The 25,083-nt window shown below is 42.1% G+C and carries 24 protein-coding genes and 1 pseudogene; 17 read left to right on the top strand and 8 right to left on the bottom strand.

Features of this window, described 5'->3' with window-relative positions; translation table 11 throughout:
• Window positions 1–1,745, top strand: a 1,745-nt coding sequence (locus FNW02_RS08450; RefSeq protein WP_191757111.1) for an alpha-mannosidase, incomplete at its 5' end; no start/stop codon positions are given.
• Window positions 1,746–1,845: 100 nt separating this feature from the next.
• On the opposite strand, the gene psbN is transcribed toward FNW02_RS08450, so the two are convergent.
• Window positions 1,846–1,977, bottom strand: a complete 132-nt coding sequence (gene psbN, locus FNW02_RS08455; protein WP_162394685.1) for a photosystem II reaction center protein PsbN — start codon at window positions 1,975–1,977, stop codon at window positions 1,846–1,848.
• Between the two features lie 85 nt (window positions 1,978–2,062).
• Here psbN and psbH point away from each other — a divergent pair, with 85 nt between their 5' ends.
• The 3 genes from psbH (at window position 2,063) to pth (ending at window position 3,378) form a co-directional block, all read left to right on the top strand.
• Entirely contained in the window at window positions 2,063–2,266 is a 204-nt protein-coding gene (psbH, locus tag FNW02_RS08460; protein WP_191757112.1) for a photosystem II reaction center phosphoprotein PsbH, read from the top strand.
• A gap of 164 nt (window positions 2,267–2,430) precedes the next feature.
• Entirely contained in the window at window positions 2,431–2,703 is a 273-nt protein-coding gene (locus FNW02_RS08465) for a TatA/E family twin arginine-targeting protein translocase (protein WP_191757113.1), read from the top strand.
• 33 nt (window positions 2,704–2,736) lie between these two features.
• Window positions 2,737–3,378 (top strand): aminoacyl-tRNA hydrolase, encoded by a 642-nt coding sequence (gene pth, locus FNW02_RS08470; protein WP_191757114.1) that lies wholly within the window; start codon window positions 2,737–2,739, stop codon window positions 3,376–3,378.
• Window positions 3,379–3,648: 270 nt separating this feature from the next.
• Here pth and rpsU (FNW02_RS08475) read toward each other — a convergent pair whose 3' ends face one another.
• Complete coding sequence (rpsU, locus tag FNW02_RS08475; protein WP_017655011.1) at window positions 3,649–3,828, bottom strand: 30S ribosomal protein S21; 180 nt, start codon at window positions 3,826–3,828, stop codon at window positions 3,649–3,651.
• A gap of 450 nt (window positions 3,829–4,278) precedes the next feature.
• Window positions 4,279–5,145, bottom strand: coding sequence for a 16S rRNA (cytidine(1402)-2'-O)-methyltransferase (rsmI, locus tag FNW02_RS08480; protein ID WP_191757115.1), 867 nt, complete (start codon window positions 5,143–5,145; stop codon window positions 4,279–4,281).
• An 85-nt stretch (window positions 5,146–5,230) separates the two neighbouring features.
• Here rsmI and FNW02_RS08485 point away from each other — a divergent pair, with 85 nt between their 5' ends.
• The 7 genes from FNW02_RS08485 to FNW02_RS08515 all read left to right on the top strand — a co-directional run bounded on the left by FNW02_RS08485 (window position 5,231) and on the right by FNW02_RS08515 (window position 12,427).
• Window positions 5,231–6,103, top strand: coding sequence for a sugar kinase (locus FNW02_RS08485; RefSeq protein ID WP_191757116.1), 873 nt, complete (start codon window positions 5,231–5,233; stop codon window positions 6,101–6,103).
• Between the two features lie 60 nt (window positions 6,104–6,163).
• Window positions 6,164–7,018, top strand: coding sequence for a 3'(2'),5'-bisphosphate nucleotidase CysQ family protein (locus tag FNW02_RS08490; RefSeq protein WP_191757117.1), 855 nt, complete (start codon window positions 6,164–6,166; stop codon window positions 7,016–7,018).
• Window positions 7,019–7,404: 386 nt separating this feature from the next.
• On the top strand, window positions 7,405–7,710 hold the full coding sequence (locus FNW02_RS08495; RefSeq protein ID WP_191757118.1) for an RNA recognition motif domain-containing protein: 306 nt from the start codon (window positions 7,405–7,407) through the stop codon (window positions 7,708–7,710).
• A gap of 123 nt (window positions 7,711–7,833) precedes the next feature.
• Entirely contained in the window at window positions 7,834–8,028 is a 195-nt protein-coding gene (gene rpsU, locus FNW02_RS08500; RefSeq protein WP_191757119.1) for a 30S ribosomal protein S21, read from the top strand.
• A 121-nt stretch (window positions 8,029–8,149) separates the two neighbouring features.
• Window positions 8,150–8,323, top strand: coding sequence for a hypothetical protein (locus FNW02_RS08505; RefSeq protein WP_191757120.1), 174 nt, complete (start codon window positions 8,150–8,152; stop codon window positions 8,321–8,323).
• A gap of 185 nt (window positions 8,324–8,508) precedes the next feature.
• Complete coding sequence (locus tag FNW02_RS08510; protein WP_191757121.1) at window positions 8,509–9,225, top strand: hypothetical protein; 717 nt, start codon at window positions 8,509–8,511, stop codon at window positions 9,223–9,225.
• A 196-nt stretch (window positions 9,226–9,421) separates the two neighbouring features.
• A complete protein-coding gene (locus FNW02_RS08515; RefSeq protein WP_191757122.1) occupies window positions 9,422–12,427 on the top strand; it encodes a methyl-accepting chemotaxis protein in 3,006 nt (1,001 codons plus the stop codon).
• A 400-nt stretch (window positions 12,428–12,827) separates the two neighbouring features.
• Here FNW02_RS08515 and FNW02_RS08520 read toward each other — a convergent pair whose 3' ends face one another.
• From FNW02_RS08520 to FNW02_RS08540, 5 genes are all read right to left on the bottom strand, one after another.
• Window positions 12,828–14,636: a bifunctional serine/threonine-protein kinase/formylglycine-generating enzyme family protein gene (locus FNW02_RS08520; protein WP_225225528.1), complete on the bottom strand. Its 1,809-nt coding sequence runs from the start codon at window positions 14,634–14,636 to the stop codon at window positions 12,828–12,830.
• Window positions 14,637–14,741: 105 nt separating this feature from the next.
• Window positions 14,742–14,945 carry a hypothetical protein gene (locus FNW02_RS08525; protein WP_191757123.1) on the bottom strand — a complete coding sequence of 68 codons (204 nt, stop codon included), beginning with the start codon at window positions 14,943–14,945 and terminating at the stop codon, window positions 14,742–14,744.
• A 299-nt stretch (window positions 14,946–15,244) separates the two neighbouring features.
• Entirely contained in the window at window positions 15,245–16,132 is an 888-nt protein-coding gene (locus FNW02_RS08530) for a hypothetical protein (RefSeq protein ID WP_191757124.1), read from the bottom strand.
• Window positions 16,133–16,177: 45 nt separating this feature from the next.
• Window positions 16,178–16,687, bottom strand: a complete 510-nt coding sequence (locus tag FNW02_RS08535) for a hypothetical protein (protein WP_191757125.1) — start codon at window positions 16,685–16,687, stop codon at window positions 16,178–16,180.
• A gap of 222 nt (window positions 16,688–16,909) precedes the next feature.
• On the bottom strand, window positions 16,910–17,557 hold the full coding sequence (locus tag FNW02_RS08540; protein ID WP_191757126.1) for a class I SAM-dependent methyltransferase: 648 nt from the start codon (window positions 17,555–17,557) through the stop codon (window positions 16,910–16,912).
• Window positions 17,558–17,831: 274 nt separating this feature from the next.
• Here FNW02_RS08540 and FNW02_RS08545 point away from each other — a divergent pair, with 274 nt between their 5' ends.
• The 6 genes and pseudogenes from FNW02_RS08545 (at window position 17,832) to FNW02_RS08570 (ending at window position 25,069) form a co-directional block, all read left to right on the top strand.
• Window positions 17,832–19,511 carry an ArnT family glycosyltransferase gene (locus FNW02_RS08545; protein WP_191757127.1) on the top strand — a complete coding sequence of 560 codons (1,680 nt, stop codon included), beginning with the start codon at window positions 17,832–17,834 and terminating at the stop codon, window positions 19,509–19,511.
• Window positions 19,512–19,765: 254 nt separating this feature from the next.
• Window positions 19,766–20,233 (top strand): MarR family winged helix-turn-helix transcriptional regulator, encoded by a 468-nt coding sequence (locus FNW02_RS08550; protein ID WP_191757128.1) that lies wholly within the window; start codon window positions 19,766–19,768, stop codon window positions 20,231–20,233.
• Between the two features lie 162 nt (window positions 20,234–20,395).
• Entirely contained in the window at window positions 20,396–21,886 is a 1,491-nt protein-coding gene (locus FNW02_RS08555; RefSeq protein ID WP_191757129.1) for an HlyD family secretion protein, read from the top strand.
• A 41-nt stretch (window positions 21,887–21,927) separates the two neighbouring features.
• Window positions 21,928–22,450: pseudogene (locus FNW02_RS08560) on the top strand (MFS transporter); the annotation flags it as partial.
• A 393-nt stretch (window positions 22,451–22,843) separates the two neighbouring features.
• Window positions 22,844–24,439: a DHA2 family efflux MFS transporter permease subunit gene (locus FNW02_RS08565; protein WP_191757130.1), complete on the top strand. Its 1,596-nt coding sequence runs from the start codon at window positions 22,844–22,846 to the stop codon at window positions 24,437–24,439.
• A 48-nt stretch (window positions 24,440–24,487) separates the two neighbouring features.
• Entirely contained in the window at window positions 24,488–25,069 is a 582-nt protein-coding gene (locus tag FNW02_RS08570; RefSeq protein WP_191757131.1) for a Uma2 family endonuclease, read from the top strand.
• Window positions 25,070–25,083: the final 14 nt, after the last annotated feature.

The following is a 25,083-nucleotide window of genomic DNA, read 5'->3' on the forward strand; positions in this document are numbered from 1 at the left end:
CCCCTGCCCCTCTGCCCCCCTTCCCCACTTGGAATGACGAACTATACTTAGAATTTCATCGCGGTTGCTACACGACCCACGCAGATCAAAAACGTTGGAATCGTCGTTGTGAAGGTTTGTTATATCAAGCTGAACTATTTGCTACTTTGGCAACAGTAAGCTGTGGCGTGATATATCCCAAAGCAGAGATAGAAGCAGCTTGGAAGCAGGTATTATTTCAACAGTTTCACGATATTTTGCCTGGTTCTTCAATTACTCAAGTTTATCTGGATGCACTGCCTCAGTGGCAACAAGTGGAACAAGTAGGAACGAAGATATTACATGAGTCACTTTTAGCGATCGCATCTCACATTACTTTACCAGAACCACCAAAGCCTAATAGTTTACCTATTTTCGTTTTCAATTCTCTCAATTGGCAGCGTTCTGAGGTAATCTCTGTCCCCTTAGCCACATCAGCAACAGCTACCCAGGAATGGCAGATTTACGATATTTCTGGAAAACAGCTTGCATCTCAGTTATCTGAACCATCTACGCTACTATTTCTTGCAACTGATATTCCAGCTGTAGGCTACCGTATATTCTGGCTTTCCCTCACTCCCCCCCTCCCTCCTTCACCCACTCCTACTCTTCCCCTAGAATGGATTCTGGAAAATGAATTTTTACGGGTTGTAGTTAATCCTGACACAGGAGATTTATCAAGTGTTTTTGATAAAGCTTATCAACGAGAAGTTTTGAGTGGTGCAGGGAATCAACTGCAAGCTTTTAAAGATAGTGGTCAATATTGGGATGCTTGGAATATAGACCCCAATTATGCCCAGCATCCCTTACCTCCAACGAGCTTGATATCTATTGAGTGTCTAGAACAAGGCCCTGTGCAAAGTCGTGTGCGGGTAGTGCGTCAATTGGGTGAATCGGAATTTTGCCAAGATTACATCTTGCAAGCTGGTTCACCTCTGCTAAAAATTGCTTCCACGGTTAATTGGCAAGAAAGTCAAGTATTAGTGAAAGCTGCTTTTCCTTTGAACATCGAAGCAGACTTCGCTACCTATGAGATTCCCTGTGGCGCTATTCGTCGCCCAACCAAACCCCAGACCCCAGCAGAACAAGCAAAATGGGAAGTCCCAGCCTTACGTTGGGCTGATTTGACTGGGCATACACAAGGTGATGCAGATATCTACGGTATTAGTTTGTTGAATGATTGTAAATACGGTTACGATAGCCAACCAAATCAACTACGTTTAACGCTGTTACGCAGCCCTAATTGGCCTGACCCAGATGCAGACAAAGGCTTTCACGAGTTTACTTATGCCTTGTATCCTCATACTGATAGCTGGGAATCATCTCATACGGTACGGCGTGGCTATGAATTGAATATACCGCTACAAGTAATAATGAATCCCCTTACTACTCAGAATTCCTCACGGGCTATGCCTCGCTACGCTAACAACACTCCTGATGGAGTTAAGTTCCTAGACTTATCATCTGAAAATTTAATCTTAATGGCGCTTAAGCCAGCAGAAGATAACCCACAGCAGTTAATTCTGCGGTGTTATGAATGTCATGGAAAAACAACCGAGTTATCTTTGCAAAGTGATTTCGGGTTGAGTCTTAAAGATACAGTAGATTTATTAGAGCGTTCTTCTGACACTACTGAATTCTCATCTCAGCAACAAATCTTGACGATACAACCCTGGAAAATCGCCAGTTTCAAGGTGATACCAGCGAATAATTCCAAGCTTGAGTGAGCCACTAGTTTTGAGTTTTAAGTTTTTAACTCATGACTCTAGAACGCCAGTTCACTCAACGGAGGGAACCCCCGCACGTGACTGGCTCCTCTTGACCCTCTTAGTCTTCGTGGTCGTCAAACGGATCGTTCAATTGCTTGCTAGGAGGGCCGAAAGAGGTGTAAATTGCCAGTCCGGTGATGGCAACTACCACAGAAGCTACAGAAATGCTAAGAACTATTGCGGGTTCCATAATTTAGGGATAGATTATGAGTGCTATTCTTATAGAATATTACAGAAGATTAAAAAAAGCTTTGGCAAGTAATCTTAGGTGAACTATGGCACAACGGACTAGGTTGGGAGATATCCTGAAGCCCTTGAATTCTGAGTATGGCAAGGTAGCTCCAGGTTGGGGGACTACACCTGTAATGGCTGTTTTTATGTTGCTATTTTTTGTGTTTCTGCTGATTATTCTGCAACTTTACAATAAATCACTGTTGGTTCAGGATGTACTTGTCGATTGGCGGAGTTTAGGCGGCTAACTGATACAAAGCGATTAAGCTTAGCTAACAAGTTAACCTATACCCGGCTCGTCCGGGTTTTTTTATCAGTTTTCAGTTGTTTATGATTTGTCGCTAAGTACTAACTATTGACTAAACTACAAATGTGGGTTTTTGAATAATTTTAGAGCTTACAGGAGAAAAAAATGAATATATTTGGTATCGGTCTGCCAGAAATGGCTGTAATTATGGTAGTAGCATTGTTAATCTTCGGCCCCAAGAAATTGCCAGAGATTGGTCGTAGTGTAGGTAAAACTATTCGTAGTTTTCAAGATGCTTCTAAGGAGTTTCAAAACGAGTTTCAAAAAGAAGCAGAACAGTTGGAACAAGTTGTAAAGACTACTGCTGAGTTGGAACCTAAGCAACTTGAGTCTGTTAAATCGGAGCAGGATACTGCTAGTTCTTCCCAAGCTAGCTAGGAGAGTGCTGCATATCGATTGATTGTAGGCAAAATGTTAGAAGCTGTTACGAAACCAGCTATGGTTATTCCCCAACTAATTGTCGGGTTGGGGAATCCAGACTCTAAATATGACCAAACACGCCATAATATTGGCTTTGCTGCTGTGGATGTTCTCTCTCGTTCATGGCACATTCCCATAGCGGAAAATCGCAAATTTCAAGGGGAGTACGGCGAAGGAATCGCACCAGGTGGAGGTAAAATCCGCTTGCTGAAACCTTTGACTTATATGAATCGCTCAGGTCAGGCAATACAAGCAGTAACTAGTTGGTATAAATTACCTTCAGAATCAGTATTGGTGATCTATGATGATATGGATTTGCCCTTGGGAAAAACTCGCTTGCGCTTGTCTGGTTCGGCTGGGGGACACAACGGCATGAAAAGTGCGATCGCTCATCTTAGCACGCAAAACTTTCCCCGTTTGCGAATCGGCATTGGTAAACCAAAAGGTGCAGCTAATAACGATAACTCAGAAGCCGTCTCCCATGTACTGGGGCGGTTTTCCGTTGCCGAAACTCAACTTATGTCTCTTGTACTTCAGTTTGTGGTTGAGTGTATGGAGCTAAGCCTCAAACAGGGAGTGGAAAAAGCTATGAATCTTTGTAATAGCCGCACCATCGATAATTCTGGGTCTTAGAGGTGGGTGAATGCTACCCTATTAACTTGATACAAGAAGCTCAATGGTGTTTTAAGGCGTTTATTTTGGTTGATGGGCAGCGATTTTAACCTGCTCTATACTAACCAGAATAAAATCTTGACGCACCTTGCTTATAGAGAGAGCATTTCACCGACACCCCAATAAGGGGTGCGGCACATTTTGATTAATTATTGTAAGAATAATGGCAACGCGCTGTTACTTGTTTTAGAACTATTTTCTCAAGTAACGCCAGTACCAAACCAAATAGCTTTATTTAAAGCGTCGTTTGCGTCTAGCTGCCACTGCCTTACGTTTGCGCTTTTCTATCGGTGTTTCAAAGTGCCGATGGTATTTTACATCGGCTAATATACCAGCTTTGGAAACCTGGCGTTTAAACCGACGCAAAGCTGAGTCTATTCCTTCGTTCTCTCCTAGAACCACTTGGGTCATTCTTACCTTGTCCTCATCATCAATAGTTTCCATTGTAATAGTAGCCTCAAACTTAGCCAAACTCCCCTAGGCTACAGCCAGAATTAAAAGGAAATTCATCCGGTTGAGGCTGCTTATCGTTCATGAAATTAGCACTTAGCTACAAATTAATGCTAGTGTTCACCATACTCTCAGCGGCAGCAGAGAAGATAAAAAAATTATAATACTAAATTTTCCTGAATGTACTATATTGCTGATAATCCAAGTAGATTAACTAGTAATGAACACAAGAAAAGTCTAATATTTCCACTTATTTTAAAAGTTGATTCTGCCCTCATTTAGTAATTTCTATCCAGCTGCCAATGCAGTGAGGTAGACCATATAGAGACATTGCATTGCAACGTCTCTAGCAAAGGATTTGTTGCTGGCATTTTTAAATTTATACTAGATATTACGTAAATGTTATTTTATTTAATCTGGTAATTCGGGACTCAAGACTAAAGAAAGAGCTAGTTGATAGAGTTGACGACGAGGAAGAGAAGTCATTTTTGCTAATTGACGACTGGCTTGCGATCGCGATATTCCCTGACTAATCAATTGTTGCAATTCGGCTTTCAATTCTTCTGGAGTCAGTAAAAGTTGAGTAGGTGGGTTTCCTGCCACCACTAAAGTATATTCGCCTTGGGGTTCGCGTTGGCTGTAATGGGCGATCGCCTCAGCAATTGTTCCCCGCCAAAATTCTTCAAACAATTTAGTTAACTCCCGCCCTAACACGATTTGGCGATCACTTCCCCAAACAAGCGCTAAGTCTTGCAAAGTTTCTCGCAAACGATGGGGCGACTCGTAGAAAATTAATGTGCGAGATTCTGTTTGCAAAGCTTCTAAATGTTCTTGTCGTTGTTGAGTTTTCGCTGGCAAAAAGCCTTCAAAGACAAACCGCTCAGTTGGTAGCCCAGCTGCACTCAAAGCAGTAATAGCAGCACTAGCCCCAGGAATAGGAACTACTGGTATATTCGCCTCAATACAAGCTTTCACCAATTCATATCCTGGATCGGAAATTCCTGGCATTCCAGCATCACTGACAAGAGCGATCGCTTTGGCATTACCCAACTGCTCTAATATCTCCGGGATGCGGCTGTTACGATTATGTTCGTGATAGCTCACCTGGGGTGTTTTAATTTGAAAATGCTGTAATAGCTTCCCTGTATGACGGGTGTCTTCCGCAGCAATCAGATCCACAGTTTGCAAAATCCGTACAGCCCGAAATGTCATATCTTCCAGGTTGCCAATTGGTGTCCCGACGACGTAAAGTGTTCCTGGTTTTGGATCGGTCTGCATGAGCGAGAAATTGGGAGAGTGGGAGAGTGGAGGGCAGAGGGGCAGGGGAGCAGGGGGGGATACAATAACTTTTGACTAATGACTAATGACTAATGACAAATCTTTTTACGGTTTATTTGTAGGTTTAGTAACCTTAGATTTGATTTATCTCGCTGACTCTGCTCTTAGGAATAATCAGAAGATTGTTGCTGCTGACTATACTGTAGCAGCAGGTGGCCCAGCCACAAACGCAGCTGTTACTTTCGGTTATTTAGGTAATCAAGCTAAGGTTTTGGGTGTGGTGGGTTCTCACCCGATGACGCAGCTAATTCGCCAAGATTTGGCAAATTACAAAGTTGCGATCGCTGATCTCGATTCCAGCACCATTACAGCACCGCCCGTCTCTTCTGTGATTGTCACCAAAGCTACAGGTGAACGGGCTGTAGTTTCGATCAATGCTGTCAAAACTCAAATTAGTGACGCATCTATCCCAACAAATATTTTACAAAATGTCGATATTGTGCTTATTGATGGGCATCAGATGACAGTTGGAAGTGCGCTCGCTCAAATGGCTAAAGCTCAGCATATCCCAGTGGCGATCGATGGTGGAAGTTGGAAATCTGGATTTGAGCAAGTTTTACCTTTTGTTGATTACGCTGTTTGTTCTGCTAATTTTTATCCTCCCAATTGTCACACCAGGGAAGAAGTTTTTGCTTACCTCCAGGCCTTTGGCATTCCTCATATTGCCATTACCCACGGAGAAAAACCAATTCAATACTTGAGTTGCGGTAAAACTGGCGTAATAGCTGTGCCACCTGTTCAAACGGTTGATACACTGGGGGCTGGAGATATTTTCCACGGTGCTTTTTGCAATTACATTTTAAAAGAAAGTTTTAACGATGCCCTAGCACAAGCAGCTAATATCGCCGCTGATTCTTGTCAATTTTTTGGCACGCGTCGCTGGATGGATTCTGAGTAAAGGGTACTGAGTAGTTAGGCTCAATATTGAAGTTAGTTCAAGTTAGACAAGGCTAAATTGATGAAAGATTTACAAGAAATATTAGCGATCGCTCTTGATGTAGGTTTAGGGGCAGCAAATATACTGCGGTCTTACTACCACGAGACTGCAAAAAATTCTAACTTAGATGTGCAGTATAAACATAATGAACCTGTCACAGTTGCAGATATAGCTGTGAGTCAATACATCTTGGAGAGCTTACAAGCGGCCTTAGGTAATGAAGACTTTGCCTATATCAGCGAAGAAACCTATCAATCGCAATTAGGTGGGGACACTCCTGAGTGGGTATGGATCATTGACCCTTTGGATGGTACACGAGACTTTATCGAAAAAACTGGGGATTATGCGATTCACATTGCTTTAGTGAACAAGACACGCCCAATACTAGCAGTAGTAGCAGTACCCGAAGCAGAAAAGTTGTACTACGCCACAAAAGGTGGAGGTACATTTGTGAAAACCCGTGATGCATCTATTTCCTTAAAAGTTTCCTCAAACAAACAAGTTGAAGATTTAACCTTAGTTGTTAGTCGTTCGCACCGCAATGAACGATTAAATTACTTGCTACAACACCTACCGTGTCAAAATCAGAAAGCTGTTGGCAGTGTCGGGTGTAAAATTGCCACCATCGTTGAACAACAGGCGGATGTCTACATTTCCCTTTCCGGTAAGTCTGCTCCTAAAGACTGGGACATAGCAGCTCCAGAATTAATTCTGACGGAAGCTGGGGGTAAATTTACTCACTTCGATGGGACTCCACTACAATACAACACTGGTGATATAAATCAGTGGGGTGGTTTACTTGCTAGCACCAGTCAGCATCACGAGGTGTTATGTCAAGAGGCAGAAAGGGCTTTAGCACAGTTTACACATAGCTAGAGTCTGGGCAATTTCCGTGCGAATGCGCTTTTATGACATTAGTTCATGGTAAGATTACCACCACACTCATAAAAAACATAACTCCTTAAATCCTTCGGTTTCAAATTCAGCCTTATTTTCAAGTTGAAAACTTTTAGGCGATCGCTAGCCACCTATTTACATCTAAACAATCCAAATAGAGCAGGCAACACGAACCCGTTATTGGCAGTTTCTCAAAACTGTCTTAAAGTTTTATTCTTGAAAGCTACTCCGTATGAGTTGCTAATTCAGGGCTATGCTATATTTATGGATATAAGGATTATTTTCGGTTGAGTAACCCGTTTTGATTTCTAAAAAGCGTCTCTCCGAATTTAACTCTCTACACTCTCTGAATTCGGAGACATTCTATGTCAATTTACGTGGGAAACCTGTCATATCAGGTTACAGAAGAGGACTTAAAGCGGGCTTTTGCAGAGTACGGAACAGTAAATCGCGTTCAATTACCCACTGATCGGGAAACAGGCCGTCCCCGTGGGTTTGCTTTTGTAGAAATGGAAACAGATACACAAGAACAAGCTGCCATTGAAGCACTAGATGGTGCTGAGTGGATGGGACGTGATTTGAAAGTAAACAAAGCTAAACCCCGTGAAGAAAGAAATAATTCCTCTCGTGGTAGCTGGGGCGGTAATAATGCCCGCCGCAACCGTTACTAAGTCCTTATACTGAAAAATTCACATCTAGAGTCTCCAGCAGAGGAAGCCAAAGGCTCAAATCTGCTGGAGTATTTTATTTTGTCTCTAGTTTTAAACTGTTCATCCACATTAGGAGGAATGAGAATGACGCAAGTAGTTTTAGGAGAGAATGAAGGTATTGAATCAGCTTTGCGAAGATTTAAGCGGGAAGTTTCTAAAGCCGGAATTTTCCAGGATATGAGAAAAAAGCGTCATTTTGAGACGCCAATAGAAAAAGAGAAGCGTAAAGCAATTGCTAGGCACAAGCAACGTCGTAAACAACGTTCTCGCTACAGTTAACATCCAAGCAAATTTGTCTTTCGATTTGATATCCAGCCAACATCTCTTCAGAATTCCATCTCACTTGTTTCATCTTTCTAGGTTCCTACGTCGAACATTTAGTGTTCTTTGTGGCTTTGTAGTGGCAAAAATTAATTTAATTAACCACCCTCCGGGTGACGCTCCTAATGTCGCTCTAAGCGTAGCCATGCCGCAGGCTTTACGCTACGCTAACACCAGTCGCCTAGGTTGGGAAACCCGCCAAAGAGCGCTGGTTCACGAAGACACTAAGGCACTAAGTAAAATTATTTGTTAATCGCACCGAGAAAGCAGATTTCTCACTACCTTGACAGGGCTAAGTGGGCAATGCCCACCCTATGTATATTTCAAAAATCCAATACCAGTCTTGTATAGACCAATTTCAGTAAAATTAAGTAATGCAGACGTATCTTCCTGTATACCCATAAAGTTACAATTTTTAGTTATGGATTTTCAGGAAAAATGCTGCGAGTATACCATCTTTTACTAGGTTCTATTTTATTTGTTTTAATCCCTCTGGGAGCAAAGTTGCTGCCTAACTTTTCTACTACTAAAGTGGCACAACCCTCAGCTGTGGTAAAGCTTCCTAGCTCTAGTGAGGAAAATATCTGGAAGAAAATCTTGGGAAAAACTGCTGCTCCAACTGGCTGGCAAGTGGCTGCTTGTGAGGGAAATGCACCCTTGTTGTGTATCTCTTCTAAAGAAGAACTTTTGGGTACGGTTGAGATCGGAGTTTACCCGCTAGCAAACAATCAGGATTTTCAAAAGCAGTTGGTAGCAGCAGGTATTCCACCTAGTTCTGGGGTAGAATACCAAACCACATATCAAACCCAAGTATTAACAGCACTTAAGGCTTGGGTTGCAGAATATTACACTGGTTTATTAAAAGATCGTCAGAGTGGATATGGAAAGCAGATAATTTTTTCAGTCTACCCAGCACAAACAGTATCCATTGGTAAGCTTCAGGGAATCCGCTATGGGTTTACTGGAATCAAGCAACAAGGTGGAGTACAAGAGCAACATATTAGTCATGCTGTGTTTGATGGTACTACACTTTACGTAATTACCACTGCCTTTGACCCAGGTTCGCAAACAGGTAAGTTTGAGAAACTAGAAAATTTGGCAATTTTTCAACCTTATTTATATGCGATCGCAGCAGAGTTGCGTTTGCCTCAATAGCACCTTGTCCCAACAGCTAAAAATATATTTACATAAAAATAAATTTCCATGCATGCTGGTGCTCCAGAATGTACGCAGTTTATGAAAATGATTGGCGAATTAATCAGGGATATTACACCTCGACATTTCATCACCGATTTGCAAAGCAGATATACTCAATCTAGCTGTGCCAATTTATCTTGGCGAGGTTTTATCCATGACTCAGCCTTCCTTCGATAAATCTAATAGCAATAGCGCTACCACTAGCTCTGTTGCTCGCCGAGACAAAGCTGCTAAGAGTAATTCCCACAGTAGACTTGATAGGCGTATGACAAAACTCAATAGTTCCGCAAGCCGTTCAGAGTCTCTTTTGCCTCAGCAGCAATGGAGTTTGAAGTCTAAAGCAACAGTTTGGGCGATCGGCTTAACTGTGCTCCCGGTGCTGACAGTTGGGATAGCTAGCTACCTTGGTAGTCAATCGATTACTAGGCAGATCACCCAAGCTAGATTTACAAGTAGTAAGACAGATCTCCAAGAAGTTGAACTTGCGCTCAACAAACACCATTCATCCCTATTATTTGAGACTGGGGTGATAGCTTTAACAGCAGGAGCGATCGCTGCTTTCCTGGCAAATCGTGCCACTAATCAAGTTCTATCTGCTACTAAGATTTCTACTGCTTTAGTAAATAGACTACAACGAGAGCAAGTGGGAACTCTGATTAGCGTTGCTGATCAAGATGAACTGGTGACGCTACAGGCAAATATTAATCTGCTACAAGAGCAGTTGCCAGAGTTGATTTGGAAACAAGAAGCTGAAGCCGAGCGTTCTCAGTTATTAATGAATGTTACTCGTCGCATTCAGGAAGCACTTTCACAAGAAGATATCCTGAGAACAACCGTCGAACAAGTTCGCGAAGCTTTCAAAATAGACCGCGTGGTGATCTTTCGCCTTGACGACCGTGGGAGTGGAACGTTTATAGAAGAAGCAGTAGCACCTGGTTTACCAAAGACTTTGTGGGCGACCGTCTCAGATCCCTGTTTTGAGGGGGGGTATGTCGAACAGTACCGCCAGGGGCGCATCCGAGCAATCAATGATATTTATCAAGCTAACCTTCAAGATTGTCATATCGGGTTATTAGAGCGATTTGCAGTCAAAGCAAATCTCATTGCACCTATCTTCAAAGATAACCAGCTATTCAGCTTGCTAATTGGACATCAGTGCTCTGCACCTCGTTTTTGGCAGCAATCTGAGATTAATTTGTTCGCCCAAATCGCCACGCAAGTGGGATTTGCTCTCGACCATGCCAAGCTTGTAGAACAGATAGATACCAGAGCCGACCAAGCCCAATTAATTATCGACATTACCCGGCGAATTCGGCGATCGCTCAACGAAGAAGATGTACTTAAAATCACCGTTGACGAAATCCGTAAAGCAATCAGTACTGACCGAGTGCTAGTCTATGGTTTTGATTCCAACTGGTATGGCACTGTGATTGCTGAAGCAGTGCTTCCAGGCTTTCCTAAAGCATTGCGGGCTAACATCAAAGACCCTTGTTTTGCTGAAGGCTATGTTGAACAGTATCAGGCAGGTCGAGTTCGAGCAACCAACAACATTTATGAAGCAGGACTGAGCGCTTGTCATATCAGCCAGCTCGAACCCTTTGCGGTGAAGGCGAATCTGGTTGCACCCATTCTCAAAGATGATCAGTTATTTGGTTTACTGGTTGCTCATCAGTGTTCTGCACCTAGAGAGTGGCGACAATTTGAAATTGATTTGTTTTCTCAGTTAGCTATGCAAGTTGGATTTGCCCTTGATCATGCCAGACTGCTCCAACGCATTGATGCTGAAGGGATGCAAACCCATTTAATTGCAGATATTACCAGGCGAATTCGCCGATCGCTCAACGAAGAAGATGTACTTAGAACCACCGTTGATGAAGTTCGCAAAGCAATCAGCACTGACCGAGTGCTAGTCTATGGCTTTGATTCCAACTGGTATGGCACTGTGATTGCCGAATCAGTACTTCCAGGCTTTCCTAGAGCATTGCGAGCCAAAATCAAAGACCCTTGTTTTACTGAAGGCTACGTTGAACAGTATCAGGCAGGTCGAGTTAAAGCAACCAACAATATTTATGAAGCAGGACTGAGCGCTTGTCATATCAGCCAGCTCGAACCCTTTGCGGTGAAGGCGAATCTGGTTGCACCCATTCTCAAAGATGACCAGTTATTTGGTTTACTGATTGCCCATCAGTGTTCTGCACCTAGAGAGTGGCAGCAGTCTGAGATTGATTTGCTCGCTCAGTTAGCTATGCAAGTGGGATTTGCTCTTGACCATGCTAGGCTTCTAGACCAGGTAGAACACGCATATGAATCTGTTGAATCCGCCTTTTACGAGCAGCAACAACAAAAAGAAGCACTCCAGCATCAAGCATCAGAACTACTGAGGGATAGTGAAACTGTTGTCGAAACTCTCTCCTCTGAGACACTCAGCCAGATGGAGTCTGTGACATCTGCCTACAATCAAATTCAAGCATTGGCTAATTCGGCTCAAGAAATGCTCCTCTGTCTCCAACAAGCTGAACGCCAAGAGCAGCGACTCAATGACACGTTAAAAGACGGGCTGGAGGGCATGAACCAGACTGGAGACAGTATTTGGGCAATCCGAGCAACAGTTATAGAAGCTGCCGCAAGAGTTAAGCGCTTAGATCAGCCTTCCCAAAAGCTCTTGCAAGGAGTGAGCCTGATCGCTCAGGTGACATCACAGATCAAATTCCATGTCATGAAGATCGCTCTGGAAGCAGCCCGTACTGGTGGAGCAGGTGGAGATGCTTCTGTGGCTGAAAAAGCCCTTTACCTGGCGCAGCAATTAGATGGCGACATTGCAGAAATTCAATCCCTAGTAGCAGAAATTCACACAGCAAATAATGAAATCGTAGCATTAATGGAGGCTGGAAAAGATCAGGCGATCGCTGGGACTAAAGGAGCCGCAGAAACTCAGCAAAAACTTAATCAAATCAACGTCATCAGCACCCAAGTGAATGCACTAATTGACGAACTAGCTCAAGCAGCTACAAACCAAGTAGAAACTTCAACCGCTGCTAGCCAATCTATTCTAGAAGTTGCAAGTATCGCTAATCAGACATCAGAACAAGCTGTAGCAGTAGCTAAGTCCTTGGCTAAGTTGACAGCGATTGCACAAGCTCCACAGGAGACTAATTCGTAATTAAGCTAATGCGCGTCTAAATTGCATAATTACTCTTTGTAATTGTTAACTGTTAACTGTTGACAGTTAACGGTTAACAGTCAACCTTAATATCGAGGTAATGTGCAATTTAGATGCATAACAGCTTATAACTAGCAATTTTCATGAAAGTTAGCGGCATAAGGGAGCCAGGGCTGTAGGTGTGTTTCCCAACTTAAGACAACTGGTGTCATGGGCATTGATACCTTCTTCCTCATTCTCCATGCTTAAAACTCCATTGCCTGTTGGATGGAGTTTTTTATTTTTGTGCTTTTGTGTCTATGCGCGAAACAAAAAAAGATGGATCATAGTGCCCATCCATTCAACCTAATTGTTGCAAGCCGATGCAATAACAATGTAAGCCGATGCAATAACAATGCAACTAAAAAGATACTGCAATCCGAAAACCGAGAAGGTTTCCCCGGCCATCTTGAGGATTCCAACTGCGATAAGCAGACCGACATAGCCTCAAAGAGTTTTTCCAAGAACCGCCTCGAACTAAACGAGACTGACCGTCATCGTCAGATAACCACACACTGCTATCAAAGGGTGCACCTTCATAATTGTCGTGCCAGTGATCCGCGCACCATTCCCACACATTGCCATGCATATCGTATAACCCAAAGGCATTTGCTGGAAAACTTCCTACTAAGCTCGTTTGCCCATAATTCGTCCTTTGGGAGCTAGCATTGTAGATATTGTTGTTATAGTTTGCCAAGCTGGGGGTGAGAGTTTCACCAAAATGAAAGGGGGTAGTGGTTCTGGCACGGCAAGCATACTCCCACTCAGCTTCGCTAGGAAGTCGATAGGCTCGTCCTGTTTTCTGAGACAATCGTGCACAAAACTCTACTGCATCATCCCAAGAAACTTGCTCCACCGGATAGTTTATCCCTTTAAAATTAGCTGGCTCAGGCTCGAGATCGCGATTAATTGGTGGAAGCAACGCAATTGCTCGCCATTGTGCTTGGGTAACTGGAAACTTACCCATAAAAAAGGATTGAACTGTTACAGAATGCTGTGGACTCTCAGAATCAAATCGTTCTAGTTCATAATCTGGAGAACCCATAAGGAACTGCCCTCCAAGAATAGATACCATCGCTAAGGTGATCTCATTACCTAGATCTTCAATAAAGTATTGAGCAAAGCCAGGAGTACGGTCAATGTCATAGGTAGCTGTGGAAGCAAACGATTGTTTTAAAGAGACAGTAGCTATCTCAAACTCAAATTGTTGCACAGGTAAGATTGTCGTCTCAACCTCAATTTTCTCAAACTCAAATAAATCGAGATCAAATTGCGATCCAACCATTGAGTTAAGGTTTGAGGATGAAGGTAATGGAGACGAGAGTAGTAGCGAGGATGATGGCGGCAACACTGTAATTGCAGTGAGTGCTTGCAACGCTTCAACTGCTGATGGATAGCGCAAAGTATAGTTATCGGACACCATTGTGTCTAGAATATCAGCAAAGCGATCGCTCACCCGTACACAGTCACGCCAGAGGGGTTGCCCAGTTCGGGAATCTTCATGCAGAAGATAGGGGGGAATTCCTGTCAAAGCTTCAATGCCCATCATTCCTAAAGCATAGACATCACTGCACAGGCGAGGTTTACCTCTGGCTTGCTCAGCAGGTATATAGCCTAAAGTGCCAATAAATACAGTGTTACGAATTAACTTCCGAAGATTAATTGAGAACGTGCCAAGTTCTTTGACGGAGCCAAAGTCAATCAAGAAAAGCTTACCATCCTGTTTACACCGCATCACATTTTCGGGCTTAATATCTCGGTGAATTACATTGTGTTGATGGACAAAGACTAGCACCTCCAAAATTTCCTGCAACAACTTTGTGACATCACTCTCTGCAAGTTGCTTTCCCCGCACAATTTCTTTTCTGAGAGTGTTTCCCTCTACGTAGTCTTGGATAATGTACAGTTCATTTTGTACAGCAAAGTGAGCCAGTAAGCGAGGAATTTGAGGATGTTCGCCTAATTTCTCTAGCATCACTGCTTCCTGCTCAAAAAGTTCCAGTATCTTTGGATGAGTATGCTTTGGCTTGAGCCGCTTGACTACACATAAAGGTTTGCTGGGACGTTTTTGATCTCTAGCCAAGTAGGTTTCACCAAAATTTCCTTCACCCAGTTGTTTCAGGATTTTGTAGCGTCCATCCAGTAGTTCTCCTATAAAATCCATACTCATTGGTAAAGTCCAGACTCAGTGCCAGTGAGGTTTTAGCGTATTTACGATTTTGCAGTTTCAAAGCTTCGGGTTGAGAGCAATGGGAAAAAGTTGTTGATCAAAAAGCTAGGATTTTTTGAGAGCAAATAGTTTAAGAGCATACGTCAATACCTTAAACATAGCAAAGTCACCAACTTCCTGGAACAGATAAACACTATCACCATTTGCAGAAATCGTGACAATGATACCGGATTGCCATAATTGTTGTTTGAGATTCCGGGAACAGCCTTCTAATGAAGAGTGCTGAGTACCGTAAAGCCCTGCGGGCATGGCTGCGCTTAGAGCGGATAGCTATGGTTTAGCCCGTACTGAGTACCAAGTGCTGAGTCCTGAGTTAAAAGACAGCTCACTTTAAAAAGGGGTATATATACTTCTCGCCGATAAAAGGATTCCGTCCACAAGCGAAAAGTCGGAGCGGCGGAAGCCGCCAAGGGCGAACGGTAACTCAGGACTCAATACTCAGAACTAAATTTGGTCAATAGTGAATCTGGACTCTTGATGCTTGACAGCCAGAACGCATAATCATCCACTCTTAACAAGTAGCAAATGATTACCTATTACCCACCCGCCTAAATCTCCGCTACAGCTCGTTCAATTAATCGACGTGCTAAAGTTTGCGTACCTGTATGTTCATAGTAATTTGTTGACATATCTAAGAACGCTGCTAAGTAGTCTAGTTTATCATCAGCAATTTCTACAAAACCTTGCAAGTTATGAACAACCTTTTGTGGTGTTAAATTATTAGTGTTGACGACACTACTCATCCAACCTTTAACTGAGTCAAAGCTTTCGCCAATAAAGTTTAGTTTGCCAGCAGAATTGTTGCCTGGAATCACATCTTTAATGTTTTGGAAAGTCGAGTTTTTTTCTAACTCTTGGGGATTTGTTTGATTAAGACCGGATATCGCTTTGCTAATGAAATCTGGCCCTAAAGGTATCAAACCATCAACGCAAATTAAAGCCACCATGCGGATGAGTGATTCACCACTATACTCACCTAAAGAGGCGACAAAATCCCCAATACTGTCTCCAGGAATACCGTTAATTTGGCAAAAAGCTACTAATTCAGCAACTAATTTCAATGTCAAATCGATGGTTTGAGCTTTGTCAGGCTTGGGAGTGACAGAATTTAAAAAACCCAAAAGAGGAATTTTCTCACCAACTTTGTTAGCTAAAGCTGCTGCACCAAGAGCTTTATCGGTACTATCAACAGTTTGATAAAGCCACAAGGCTGTTTGATATCCTTGAGAGCGATCGTTGTAAAGATAAATCGCTCGTTCGCCTATTTGCTGAATTAAATCTTCGTCGGTTTCACCAGTAACGGTCTTGATAGTGTTGACAAAGCCAACAGTGTTTTGCCATTCACCAGGAGCAACAAAATCGAGAGATTTTAACATAGAAATGGTTAAGTTGTTGGTTGGAAGTTGATCAACCAACTCAAAAATCGATTTGCTCACAAAAATCTCCTATCAGTTTTGTTATTTGAATGTTTGCAGTTGAGATTATTTCAGTTTGGCTAGACCATCAAGATTAAATTTACTTATCCAATTTGCGCGATCGCTCGCTGTAAATGACGGTGAGCGAGAGAGTACTTTCACTTGATACTTACCTACCAAAACAGCAGTTTGTGTCTTACCTTGTTCCACCGCTGGATAACCACCAATTTTTTTAGTGCTATTTGAAAATTTGGCCGCTGCTGTCGGTATGCTAGTGGTGTCAGAAATAGATAGCATGGCTAAATCTTTACCATCTTTTTTCAACTTCGCTTCTGCAAAGCCTTTTTTCTCTTGGGTATAGACGGACTGGTAGCCGGCTTGAGCAGATGGGAAGAACTCATTAAATTTCTCGCCTTGAGTTGCGTTTTTGGCAACCGCTTGACCACTCTTTTGTTGGCTGCTTTCTTGTTGCACCTGGTCAAAACGTCCGGGTGCTTTTGGAGTACAAGCTGTGGTTAGTAGTACGACTGAGAGCAATAAAGCAGCTAAAATTCTACGCTTACGGGTTAAAATCATCTCTGAGTTCTCTTTATCTTGAGCTTTTAGGCAATTATCTGCGCTGCTGTCAGTTATACCCAGAAAATTTACTTTTTGATAATTATTGTTGGATATCTAGAGTTACTTGTTTTCTAGCTTTGTGATTAATTGGAGGAGGCAGAAGGCAAGGGGAGCAGGGGAAGCAGGGGAGCACAAGGAAAATAATATACTAACTCTTGACTCCTCACTCATAACTCAGCACTATTGAATGCGGTGAGCAATCACAGCATAGAACGGATCTCCTCCGGCTGCACCCAACCACTGTAAAACAGCTGGTGCTGTTGACTTATGGACAATGACTTCTGGGGTAGAAAATCCTGGAACTGAGGCGAAGTAGCGTTTGACTAATTCAACTCTAGATGCTTCAGAAGCATCCCGCCAGGCTTGAATCGCTTTTTGAAAAAACATCCGGTTAGAAAAGCTAATAATTGCAACGCCACCTGGTTTGAGAATCCGATGAATTTCAGAAAATACTGCTTCTGGATACTGCACATACTGCACTGAAACGCAGTTGAGAACAGCATCAAAATCCTGATCTGGCAGAGGTAACTGAGGATTTTCGTTGATATTTTGGACAAAGTAATGATTTAAACGGGGATTACGTGCCAATTCTTCAGCATTTAGTCCGTGTCCCTCTACGTGGGCAAACTGCATCTCTTCAGGTAGATGAGATACCCAGCTGCTCATCATATCAAGTATGCGTGTGTTGGGTTGAAGGCGATCGCGGTAGAAATCCGTTAGCTGTTGAATAAATCCTTCATCGACATGAGTAACGAAGCGAGGATAATCATAAAACAGTTTGTCGTTTGTATCGTCTAATTTTAGGCGTTCATTTGGTCTTAGCATCATAAATCTCTGTTTTGCACAACTTTTTTCCTAAAATTGACTCAATTTCAGGTAATATTTTGAACAAGTGTTCTGTAACATATTTTAATAAAAGTAAGACCTATATAGCGATTCTCTGATCAATGAAATATCCGAACTCAAAAGAATCAATAACCAGAAGCCAGTAGCCAAAATGTATAATTCTCCTGTCTCCTGACTCTTAAACGACAGAGTATTTTAGACAACTGAGAATTGCGATCGGCAATCCACACAACAGCATTCAATTCTGATTAATTCAATGTTGTATAGACTACACTTGTTGCAGCCTATGTGGCGGCAAATGCTCCTAGCAGCAGCATTACCCTATATTAGTTTGTTACTTTGGATACTCCCCTTGTTGATATTCAGTTCTGGGGAGAATAGCCTTATGGCACATGATGAAGGGCTGTACGCTTGGCGAGCACGCCAGATGTTGGATTCTGGCGATTGGATAGCTCCTTGGGGTAATGCCCATCATAAAACTCCTGGGCCCTATTGGTTAATTGCTGTTTCCTACAAGCTGTTTGGTATCAGCGAAGCCAGTGGACGAATTCCTACTATGATAGCTGCCATTTTTAGCCTATTACTTATATATGAAATCGGCAAAATTTTGCTAGGTAAAAAAGTAGCTTGGTTAGCTGGTGCAATTTTGAGTGTGGAATTTCTTTGGTTGCAATACTGTCGCTTAGGTACGCCTGATTTACCGATGATTTTATTGGTACTTTTAGCTATTTGGTCTTTATTAAAAGCTGAATTGCATCCTAAATATTATTATTTTTGGAGTTTTCTTGCTGGCTTAAGTTTAGGTTTGGGCTTCTTAGTCAGAAGCTTTATGATTTTGTTGCCAATCATGGCTTTATTCCCTTATTTAATCTGGGAACATCGCCGTCATCGTCATCTTGCTAACCCAATTTTGTATTTAGGTTTAATAGTAGGTTTAATTCCTACCTTGGGATGGCTATGGTTTAACTGGCTGCGCTACGGTAATTTGAGTTATGGGCAGTTGTTTAAGTTTGTTGTAGATTTAGGTTCCGATGACCGTAACCACAATGGAGCATTTTTTTATGTCTGGAATATCCCTTTAAAATCATTTCCTTGGTTTTTTTTAAGTCTTTTAGGCTTAGTGTTAGCGTTACGCCGTCCCCTTCCTCGCTATCATCTTATATTGGTAGGTTTCCCACTTGTATTGTTTGCGGAACTTAGTCTGTTCTCAACTCGTTTACCTCACTATAGTCTTTGCCTTTATCCCTTCATCGCGATGCTTGCGGCGGTGGGTTTAAATTGGTTGGGTAGAATTTATCAAATAGGATTTACATACCAAAACATTTCGCCTCAATCGCTTCATAAAAAGGGGAGAAGAAATTTATTAACTCCCTTTGCAAAGATAGCTAGGGATCTTCCCCGTAACCTTAGTTATGTCTGTGGTGTGTTAGGTATTGTACTTATACTAGGGGGTATAGTTGCTTTAACTAGTGGTAATGCTGATATCCGCAAGTACTCACCACTCGGCTTGATTGTGGGGTTAGCTTGGTTAATTATGCCTGTGGTGTGGATTGGTCGTTACCATTTTGGTTACAAGTTTCTCACAGCTCGTTATTGGGTAGCTAGTTGGTTAATTCCCTGTTGGTTGGCTTTGGCTGTAGCTGGTAATATGGGTTTGCTAGGTGATTATAACCCTGTTTTTAGAGCTTTTTTACAACAAAGAGCGATCGCCTCAATTCTCCAAACTCATCCCATCTATTTTGTGCAAGTAGGAGGGAAAAACGCTGTACTGCTGAATTTATACACTCCTATTCACGCTCAACGAGTAGAAACCATTTCCCAAGTACCTACTTTTAGCTATGCTTGGATTTATACAAAAAAGCCTCCTGAATTATCTAAACCTCACCGGGTTCTCGGTACAGTAAAAGACTACCGATTGATTCAAGTGCTTCCTTAGTAATCTACCAAAACTAGGCATCAGCATATTTTAAGTGTGTCATTATCTTGATTTCCGAACTTCATAAAAATTTTCCTGAAAGCTTAAATCTCAAAAAATACAAATAAATAATACTGATTCAATTAATGTGGGACTTACGCAATAACTCTCTAAAACTCTTATTTCTTTGTGTCCTTCTCTACGAGACGCTACGCATTGCCATAACTGAATTAATCAAGTTATGATAATATTACGCACACTAAGCAATTCTCGAAATGGTTTCTACATCCGATTATTCCCAAACTGTGGAGTCGTGGCAGCAAATTCTTGCACCATACAGTATGGGCTACAGAATCAAATTGTTATCACAATTGCTCAGTCGCAAGTTTACTGAGAAGCTAGAACCGTTTGGACTGACTCCATTTCACTGGTTGATATTGTGCTGTTTATGGCAAGAAGATGGTTTACCAACTTCCAGCATTGGGGATAAACTCAAACAGGTGGGAGGGACTTTAACTGGTGTACTAGACCGCATGGAAGAACGCAGCTTGGTACGTCGAGAAAGGGATTCTCACGATCGCCGCATTTGGCGGATATGGCTAACGGATGCAGGTAAGGAACTAGAAACTGTTTTACCTCCAATCTCGGCAGAATTGCGTGACCAAGCGATGCAGGGTATTTCCTTAGCTGAGCGTGAACTGTTTTCGCAACTCTTGAATCAGGCGATCACTAACCTCTCCTAAAGGTATCCCACAATCACCCGACCGGAGGAAGCGCTGTTGATATTTGTTTTGAGAGAATATTACGTATACTAAGCAAATACCAAAGGAAGGTTATTAATTGAATATTACGCATTCTAAATAAACGACTATCAATTAAATCATCTAGTAAGCGAGTTAACAATCATGGGCGCTACTACTTCCAACGGACGCAACAAACACAAAGCCGCAATCCTAGAAAAAGAAATGATTACTGATTCAAAGTCTTTAGCAGATGAGACATCTATAAGTGCACAAGCAACTATTGTAATTCCTGAAGCCCCTGCAACTGAGGTAGATCACCAGCCAGAGGTGAGGAAAGAAGTTAAACCAAAAGGTAAAAAACCCATCGTTTTGATTTTGGCAGGATTAGGAGTGGGTGCGATCGCCGCAGGTACTTTTGGTTATCACTACTGGCAGTATGCCTCTACCCACCAGGAAACAGACAACGCCACCGTTGCAGGACATATCCACCAAGTTAGTAGCAAGATTCCGGGAAACGTCAGTCAAGTACTGGTGAGTGATAACCAACTGGTGCAACCAGGACAATTATTAGTGAAACTTGATCCACAAGATTATCAAAGTAAGGTGCAGCAAGCAGAAGCCGCCTTACAAAATGCTCGTCGTCAAGCCCAAGCCGCAGAAGCGAATATTGCCTTAACTGCACAAACAACCACTGGTAAGACAGCTCAGGCGCAAGGTGATGTCAGCAGTGCTGTAGCAGCGATTTCTACGGCACAAGCAGCAGTACAGGAAGCACAAGCAGGGATACCAGCAGCACAAGCTGAAGTGAAGTTAGCCCAAGCTGGGATTTCCGCCGCACAAGCACAAGTAGCCCAGGCAAATGCCAATTTAGAAAAAGCGCAAGCTGACTATAACCGTTACAACAGCTTGTTTAAAGAAGGTGCAATTCCTCGCCAGCAGTTGGACACAGCTAGGGCAGCCTATGATGTAGCCGTAGCCCAAAAAAGCGCTGCTGTTCAAGGAGTAGAACAAGCACAAGCCAGGTTAGCCTCTGCGAGAGTTGGTGTAGCTAAAGCGCAGTCTCAACTAGCACAAGCACAAGAAAATGTAACTAACGCCCAAGCGAAATTAGCAGCATCTAAGGGAGGATTGCAACAGGCTACCGCTGGCGGACAAGACACAACAGTAAAACGTAGTCAGTACGAAGCAGCAAAAGCAGCGATCGCGCAATCAGAAGCATCTCTCAAAGACGCACAGTTGCAATTATCCTACACCAACATTACCGCCCCTAGTGCCGGACGGGTAGGTAGAAAAAACGTGGAAGTCGGTAATCGCCTACAAGCAGGAACACCGTTAATGGCGATCGTTGATAACGAGTATTGGGTAATTGCAAACTTCAAAGAAACCCAACTAGAAAAGATGCAGCCAGGACAAGAAGTAGAAATTAAACTGGATGCTTTCCCACATCACACCTTCATTGGACACGTTGATAGTATTTCGCCAGCTTCCGGCGCTCAGTTTGCCTTATTACCACCAGATAACGCTACAGGTAACTTTACCAAAATCGTACAGCGTATCCCGGTAAAAGTAGTTTTCGACAAAAAGAGCATTCAAGGCTATGAATCCCGAATTACTCCTGGGATGTCTGCGGAAGTTGCTGTAGAAGTCAAGTAATACCAAATTGCCTTCAAATATACGAAAATCTCTTTCCCATTTTAATTGATGGTTTGAGTTACATTGCCGTAATTGCCTCTTTATTGGCAATGAAAATTAAACCTCGGAAAAATTTGGTAACTGATGGTAATCCCTTGCAAAAAGTCAAAGAGGGATTTGTCTATGCTTTTAGCTTTCCACCAATTCGCGCAATCTTATTGCTCCGCTTTAATTAGCTTTATGGGGCTGCAAAACACTATTATAGTACCAATTTTTGCCGAAGATATTTTAAAAGGTGGTGCAGAAACTTTGGGGTTCTTAATGGGGGCGTCTGGAGTTGGAGCTTTGTCAGGTGGTATTTACCTAGCTACACGGTAAACAATTTTGGGAATTGGTAGATTGATTGCGATCGCTCCAGCAATTTTGGGATTCGGTTTAATTAGCTTTTCATTGTCTAGATTTCTACCACTTTCTTTATTCACAATGTTGTTTGTTGGCTTGGGAACAATTCTGCCAATTTATGCTAACAACACATTTTTACAAACCATTGTCGAAGAAGACAAACGCGGGCGGTTGATGAGCTTAGGGGATGTTTGAAAAGTCCTTTTGTCGGTATCAAAAGTTCTAGATCCCTCTAAATCCACGCCACTTGCCTCAAGTCGGGAAACCCGCCCACGGCGCTGTCTCCCCAACACAGTGGCTCCCCTTGACAAGGGGGACTTTGATTCCGGTTCTCCCCTTAAAAAGGGGGGTTAGGGGGGATCTAAAAGTGCCTAAAGTCACAGCGAAACACTTTTCAAACACCCTCTTATACACAAAGCTTTTAAATAAATAATTTTAGATAAATATGATTTTCAGTTAATAAAACCCAATAAATTTTTATATATGTAAGTTTTCGTTAACTATAAAATTGGTTATTTAACAGTTTTTAATTTGAATTACTTTTTTTCTCCTTCACTTTGAAACTGGAGCAATACTATGGCTAACGCAGGTGCAATTCATCAGCAAGGACAAAATCCTGCTGTACCGCCAGATCGTGTACCGCTGAAAACCTGGATTGGTTTATTAGCTAGTATGCTTGGCGCATTCATGGCTATTTTAGATATTCAAATCACAAATGCTTCGCTGCAAGATATTCAAGCGAGTTTAGGAGCAACTTTAGAAGAAGGTTCTTGGATTTCTACCGCTTATTTAGTAGCAGAAATTGTAGTAATCCCCCTAACAGGATGGTTGTCGCGGGTATTTTCTTTACGACGTTATCTGTTAGTTAATACTGCACTATTTATCTTATTTTCTGTATGCTGCGCTTGGGCATGGAATCTCAATTCTATGATTGTCTTCCGTGCTTTACAAGGCTTTGCAGGAGGAGTATTAATTCCCACTGCTATGACAGTTGTGCTAACCACTTTACCCCCATCTAAGCAAGCAATTGGATTAGCTGCCTTTGCTATTACAGCGGTTTTTGCACCGTCAATTGGCCCCACACTAGGAGGATGGTTAACAGAAAACTTCAGTTGGCAGTATAGCTTTTATATAAATGTAATTCCAGGAGCATTTATGCTAACTGGAGTATGGTATGGAATTAAGCAAGAGAGACCCCAAATTAATTTATTAAAGCAAGGTGACTGGTGGGGAATTATTTCGATGGCGATTGGGTTAGGTTCGCTGCAAGTTGTATTAGAAGAAGGTAGTCGCAAAGATTGGTTTAGTTCAGCATTAATTGTGCGTTTAAGTGTGATAGCAGCAATATTTCTAGCGCTATTTTTCTTTATCGAATTAGCTCGCAAGCAACCATTTATCAATCTGCGCCTTTTGCGTTATCGCAACTTTGGTTTAGCTAGTATTGTTAACGTGTCTCTGGGAGTGGGTTTATATGGTTCAATTTATATCTTGCCACTGTATCTTGCCCAAATTCAAGATTACAATGCATTACAAATTGGAGAAGTATTAATTTGGGCTGGTATTCCCCAATTATTTATTATTCCTTTCTTACCCAAGGTAATGCAACGCATTGATATGCGCTTAATGGTAGCTGTGGGAGTTACTTTATTTGCTATTAGTGCATTTATGAACGCGGGAATGACTTATCAAACTGGATTAGATCAATTACGGTGGTCTCAATTTGTACGAGCAATGGGACAACCGCTAATTATGGTACCACTTACCTCTATTGCAACTGCTGGTTTGAAACCACAAGAAGCAGGTTCAGCAAGTGGTTTATTTAATATGATGCGGAATATGGGTGGTTCTATAGGGATTGCATCTTTAGCAACTTTATTAACTAATAGGGAGCAATTTCACTCAAATAGATTAGGTGAAGCAGTATCTCTATTTAACCCAGAAACTCAACAGCGAATTGACCAAATGACGCAGTATTTTGTTAGTCGAGGAGCAGATTTGAGTACAGCGCAAAATCAAGCGATCGCATCTATATCTAACATTGTCCGTCGTGAAGCTTTTATAATGGCTTTTAATGATTGTTTCTACTTTATCGGCATTGCTTTATTGCTCAGTGGTATTGCCATTCTATTTTTTAAAAAGGTAAAGGCGGCTGGTGGCACAGTTGCTCATTAGATTTGTCGTTTTGGTTAAAATGTTTTATACAACTACCAACACACTAATATGGTCATTAGCCAAAGTGAATACTATATCTCCCCAGAAGAATATTTAGAAGGCGAGAAAGTAAGTGAAATAAAACACGAGTATATTGATGGGCGAGTCTACGCAATGGCAGGGGCAAGTGATGCTCATGTCACAGTTAGCATGAATGTAGCTATGCTGTTACGAAACCATCTCCGTGGTAGTAGTTGCCGTGTCTACATGTTAGACATGAAAGCACAAATTGATGTAATAAATCGCTATTTTTATCCCGATGTAATGGTGACATGTGATATACGAGATAGAGAATCTGAATTTTTTAAGTCTCATCCTTGCTTAATTATCGAAGTGCTTTCTGAGTCAACTGAAGGCTATGACAGAGGCAAGAAATTCGCTAGTTATCGGCACTTAGAATCGCTACAAGAGTATGTAATAATTTCACCAGACCGAATGAGTGTAGAATGTTTTCGTCGCAATGAGGAAGGTCATTGGGTACTTTACCCTTATGAAAAAGAACAAGAAGTATATTTAACTAGCGTTGATTTTTGTTGTGCGATCGCTGCAATATATGAAGATGTATTATTAGTAGAAGATAATATTTCCTAATCCAACATTTTTTG

The sequence above is a fragment of the Komarekiella delphini-convector SJRDD-AB1 genome (assembly GCF_014831675.1).
Taxonomy (GTDB): domain Bacteria; phylum Cyanobacteriota; class Cyanobacteriia; order Cyanobacteriales; family Nostocaceae; genus Komarekiella.

What these genes read in the sequence shown, in the direction of transcription:
- rsmI (WP_191757115.1), bottom strand. Translation starts at nt 5,145, where the DNA reads ATGCAGACCGATCCAAAACCAGGAACACTTTACGTCGTCGGGACACCA.
- pth (WP_191757114.1), top strand. Translation starts at nt 2,737, where the DNA reads ATGTTAGAAGCTGTTACGAAACCAGCTATGGTTATTCCCCAACTAATT.
- FNW02_RS08510 (WP_191757121.1), top strand. Translation starts at nt 8,509, where the DNA reads ATGCTGCGAGTATACCATCTTTTACTAGGTTCTATTTTATTTGTTTTA.
- FNW02_RS08485 (WP_191757116.1), top strand. Translation starts at nt 5,231, where the DNA reads ATGACTAATGACAAATCTTTTTACGGTTTATTTGTAGGTTTAGTAACC.
- rpsU (WP_017655011.1), bottom strand. Translation starts at nt 3,828, where the DNA reads ATGACCCAAGTGGTTCTAGGAGAGAACGAAGGAATAGACTCAGCTTTG.
- FNW02_RS08490 (WP_191757117.1), top strand. Translation starts at nt 6,164, where the DNA reads ATGAAAGATTTACAAGAAATATTAGCGATCGCTCTTGATGTAGGTTTA.
- rpsU (WP_191757119.1), top strand. Translation starts at nt 7,834, where the DNA reads ATGACGCAAGTAGTTTTAGGAGAGAATGAAGGTATTGAATCAGCTTTG.
- FNW02_RS08570 (WP_191757131.1), top strand. Translation starts at nt 24,488, where the DNA reads ATGGTCATTAGCCAAAGTGAATACTATATCTCCCCAGAAGAATATTTA.
- FNW02_RS08540 (WP_191757126.1), bottom strand. Translation starts at nt 17,557, where the DNA reads ATGATGCTAAGACCAAATGAACGCCTAAAATTAGACGATACAAACGAC.
- FNW02_RS08520 (WP_225225528.1), bottom strand. Translation starts at nt 14,636, where the DNA reads ATGAGTATGGATTTTATAGGAGAACTACTGGATGGACGCTACAAAATC.
- psbN (WP_162394685.1), bottom strand. Translation starts at nt 1,977, where the DNA reads ATGGAACCCGCAATAGTTCTTAGCATTTCTGTAGCTTCTGTGGTAGTT.
- psbH (WP_191757112.1), top strand. Translation starts at nt 2,063, where the DNA reads ATGGCACAACGGACTAGGTTGGGAGATATCCTGAAGCCCTTGAATTCT.
- FNW02_RS08555 (WP_191757129.1), top strand. Translation starts at nt 20,396, where the DNA reads ATGGGCGCTACTACTTCCAACGGACGCAACAAACACAAAGCCGCAATC.
- FNW02_RS08565 (WP_191757130.1), top strand. Translation starts at nt 22,844, where the DNA reads ATGGCTAACGCAGGTGCAATTCATCAGCAAGGACAAAATCCTGCTGTA.
- FNW02_RS08535 (WP_191757125.1), bottom strand. Translation starts at nt 16,687, where the DNA reads ATGATTTTAACCCGTAAGCGTAGAATTTTAGCTGCTTTATTGCTCTCA.
- FNW02_RS08545 (WP_191757127.1), top strand. Translation starts at nt 17,832, where the DNA reads ATGTTGTATAGACTACACTTGTTGCAGCCTATGTGGCGGCAAATGCTC.
- FNW02_RS08495 (WP_191757118.1), top strand. Translation starts at nt 7,405, where the DNA reads ATGTCAATTTACGTGGGAAACCTGTCATATCAGGTTACAGAAGAGGAC.
- FNW02_RS08525 (WP_191757123.1), bottom strand. Translation starts at nt 14,945, where the DNA reads ATGCCCGCAGGGCTTTACGGTACTCAGCACTCTTCATTAGAAGGCTGT.
- FNW02_RS08515 (WP_191757122.1), top strand. Translation starts at nt 9,422, where the DNA reads ATGACTCAGCCTTCCTTCGATAAATCTAATAGCAATAGCGCTACCACT.
- FNW02_RS08550 (WP_191757128.1), top strand. Translation starts at nt 19,766, where the DNA reads ATGGTTTCTACATCCGATTATTCCCAAACTGTGGAGTCGTGGCAGCAA.
- FNW02_RS08465 (WP_191757113.1), top strand. Translation starts at nt 2,431, where the DNA reads ATGAATATATTTGGTATCGGTCTGCCAGAAATGGCTGTAATTATGGTA.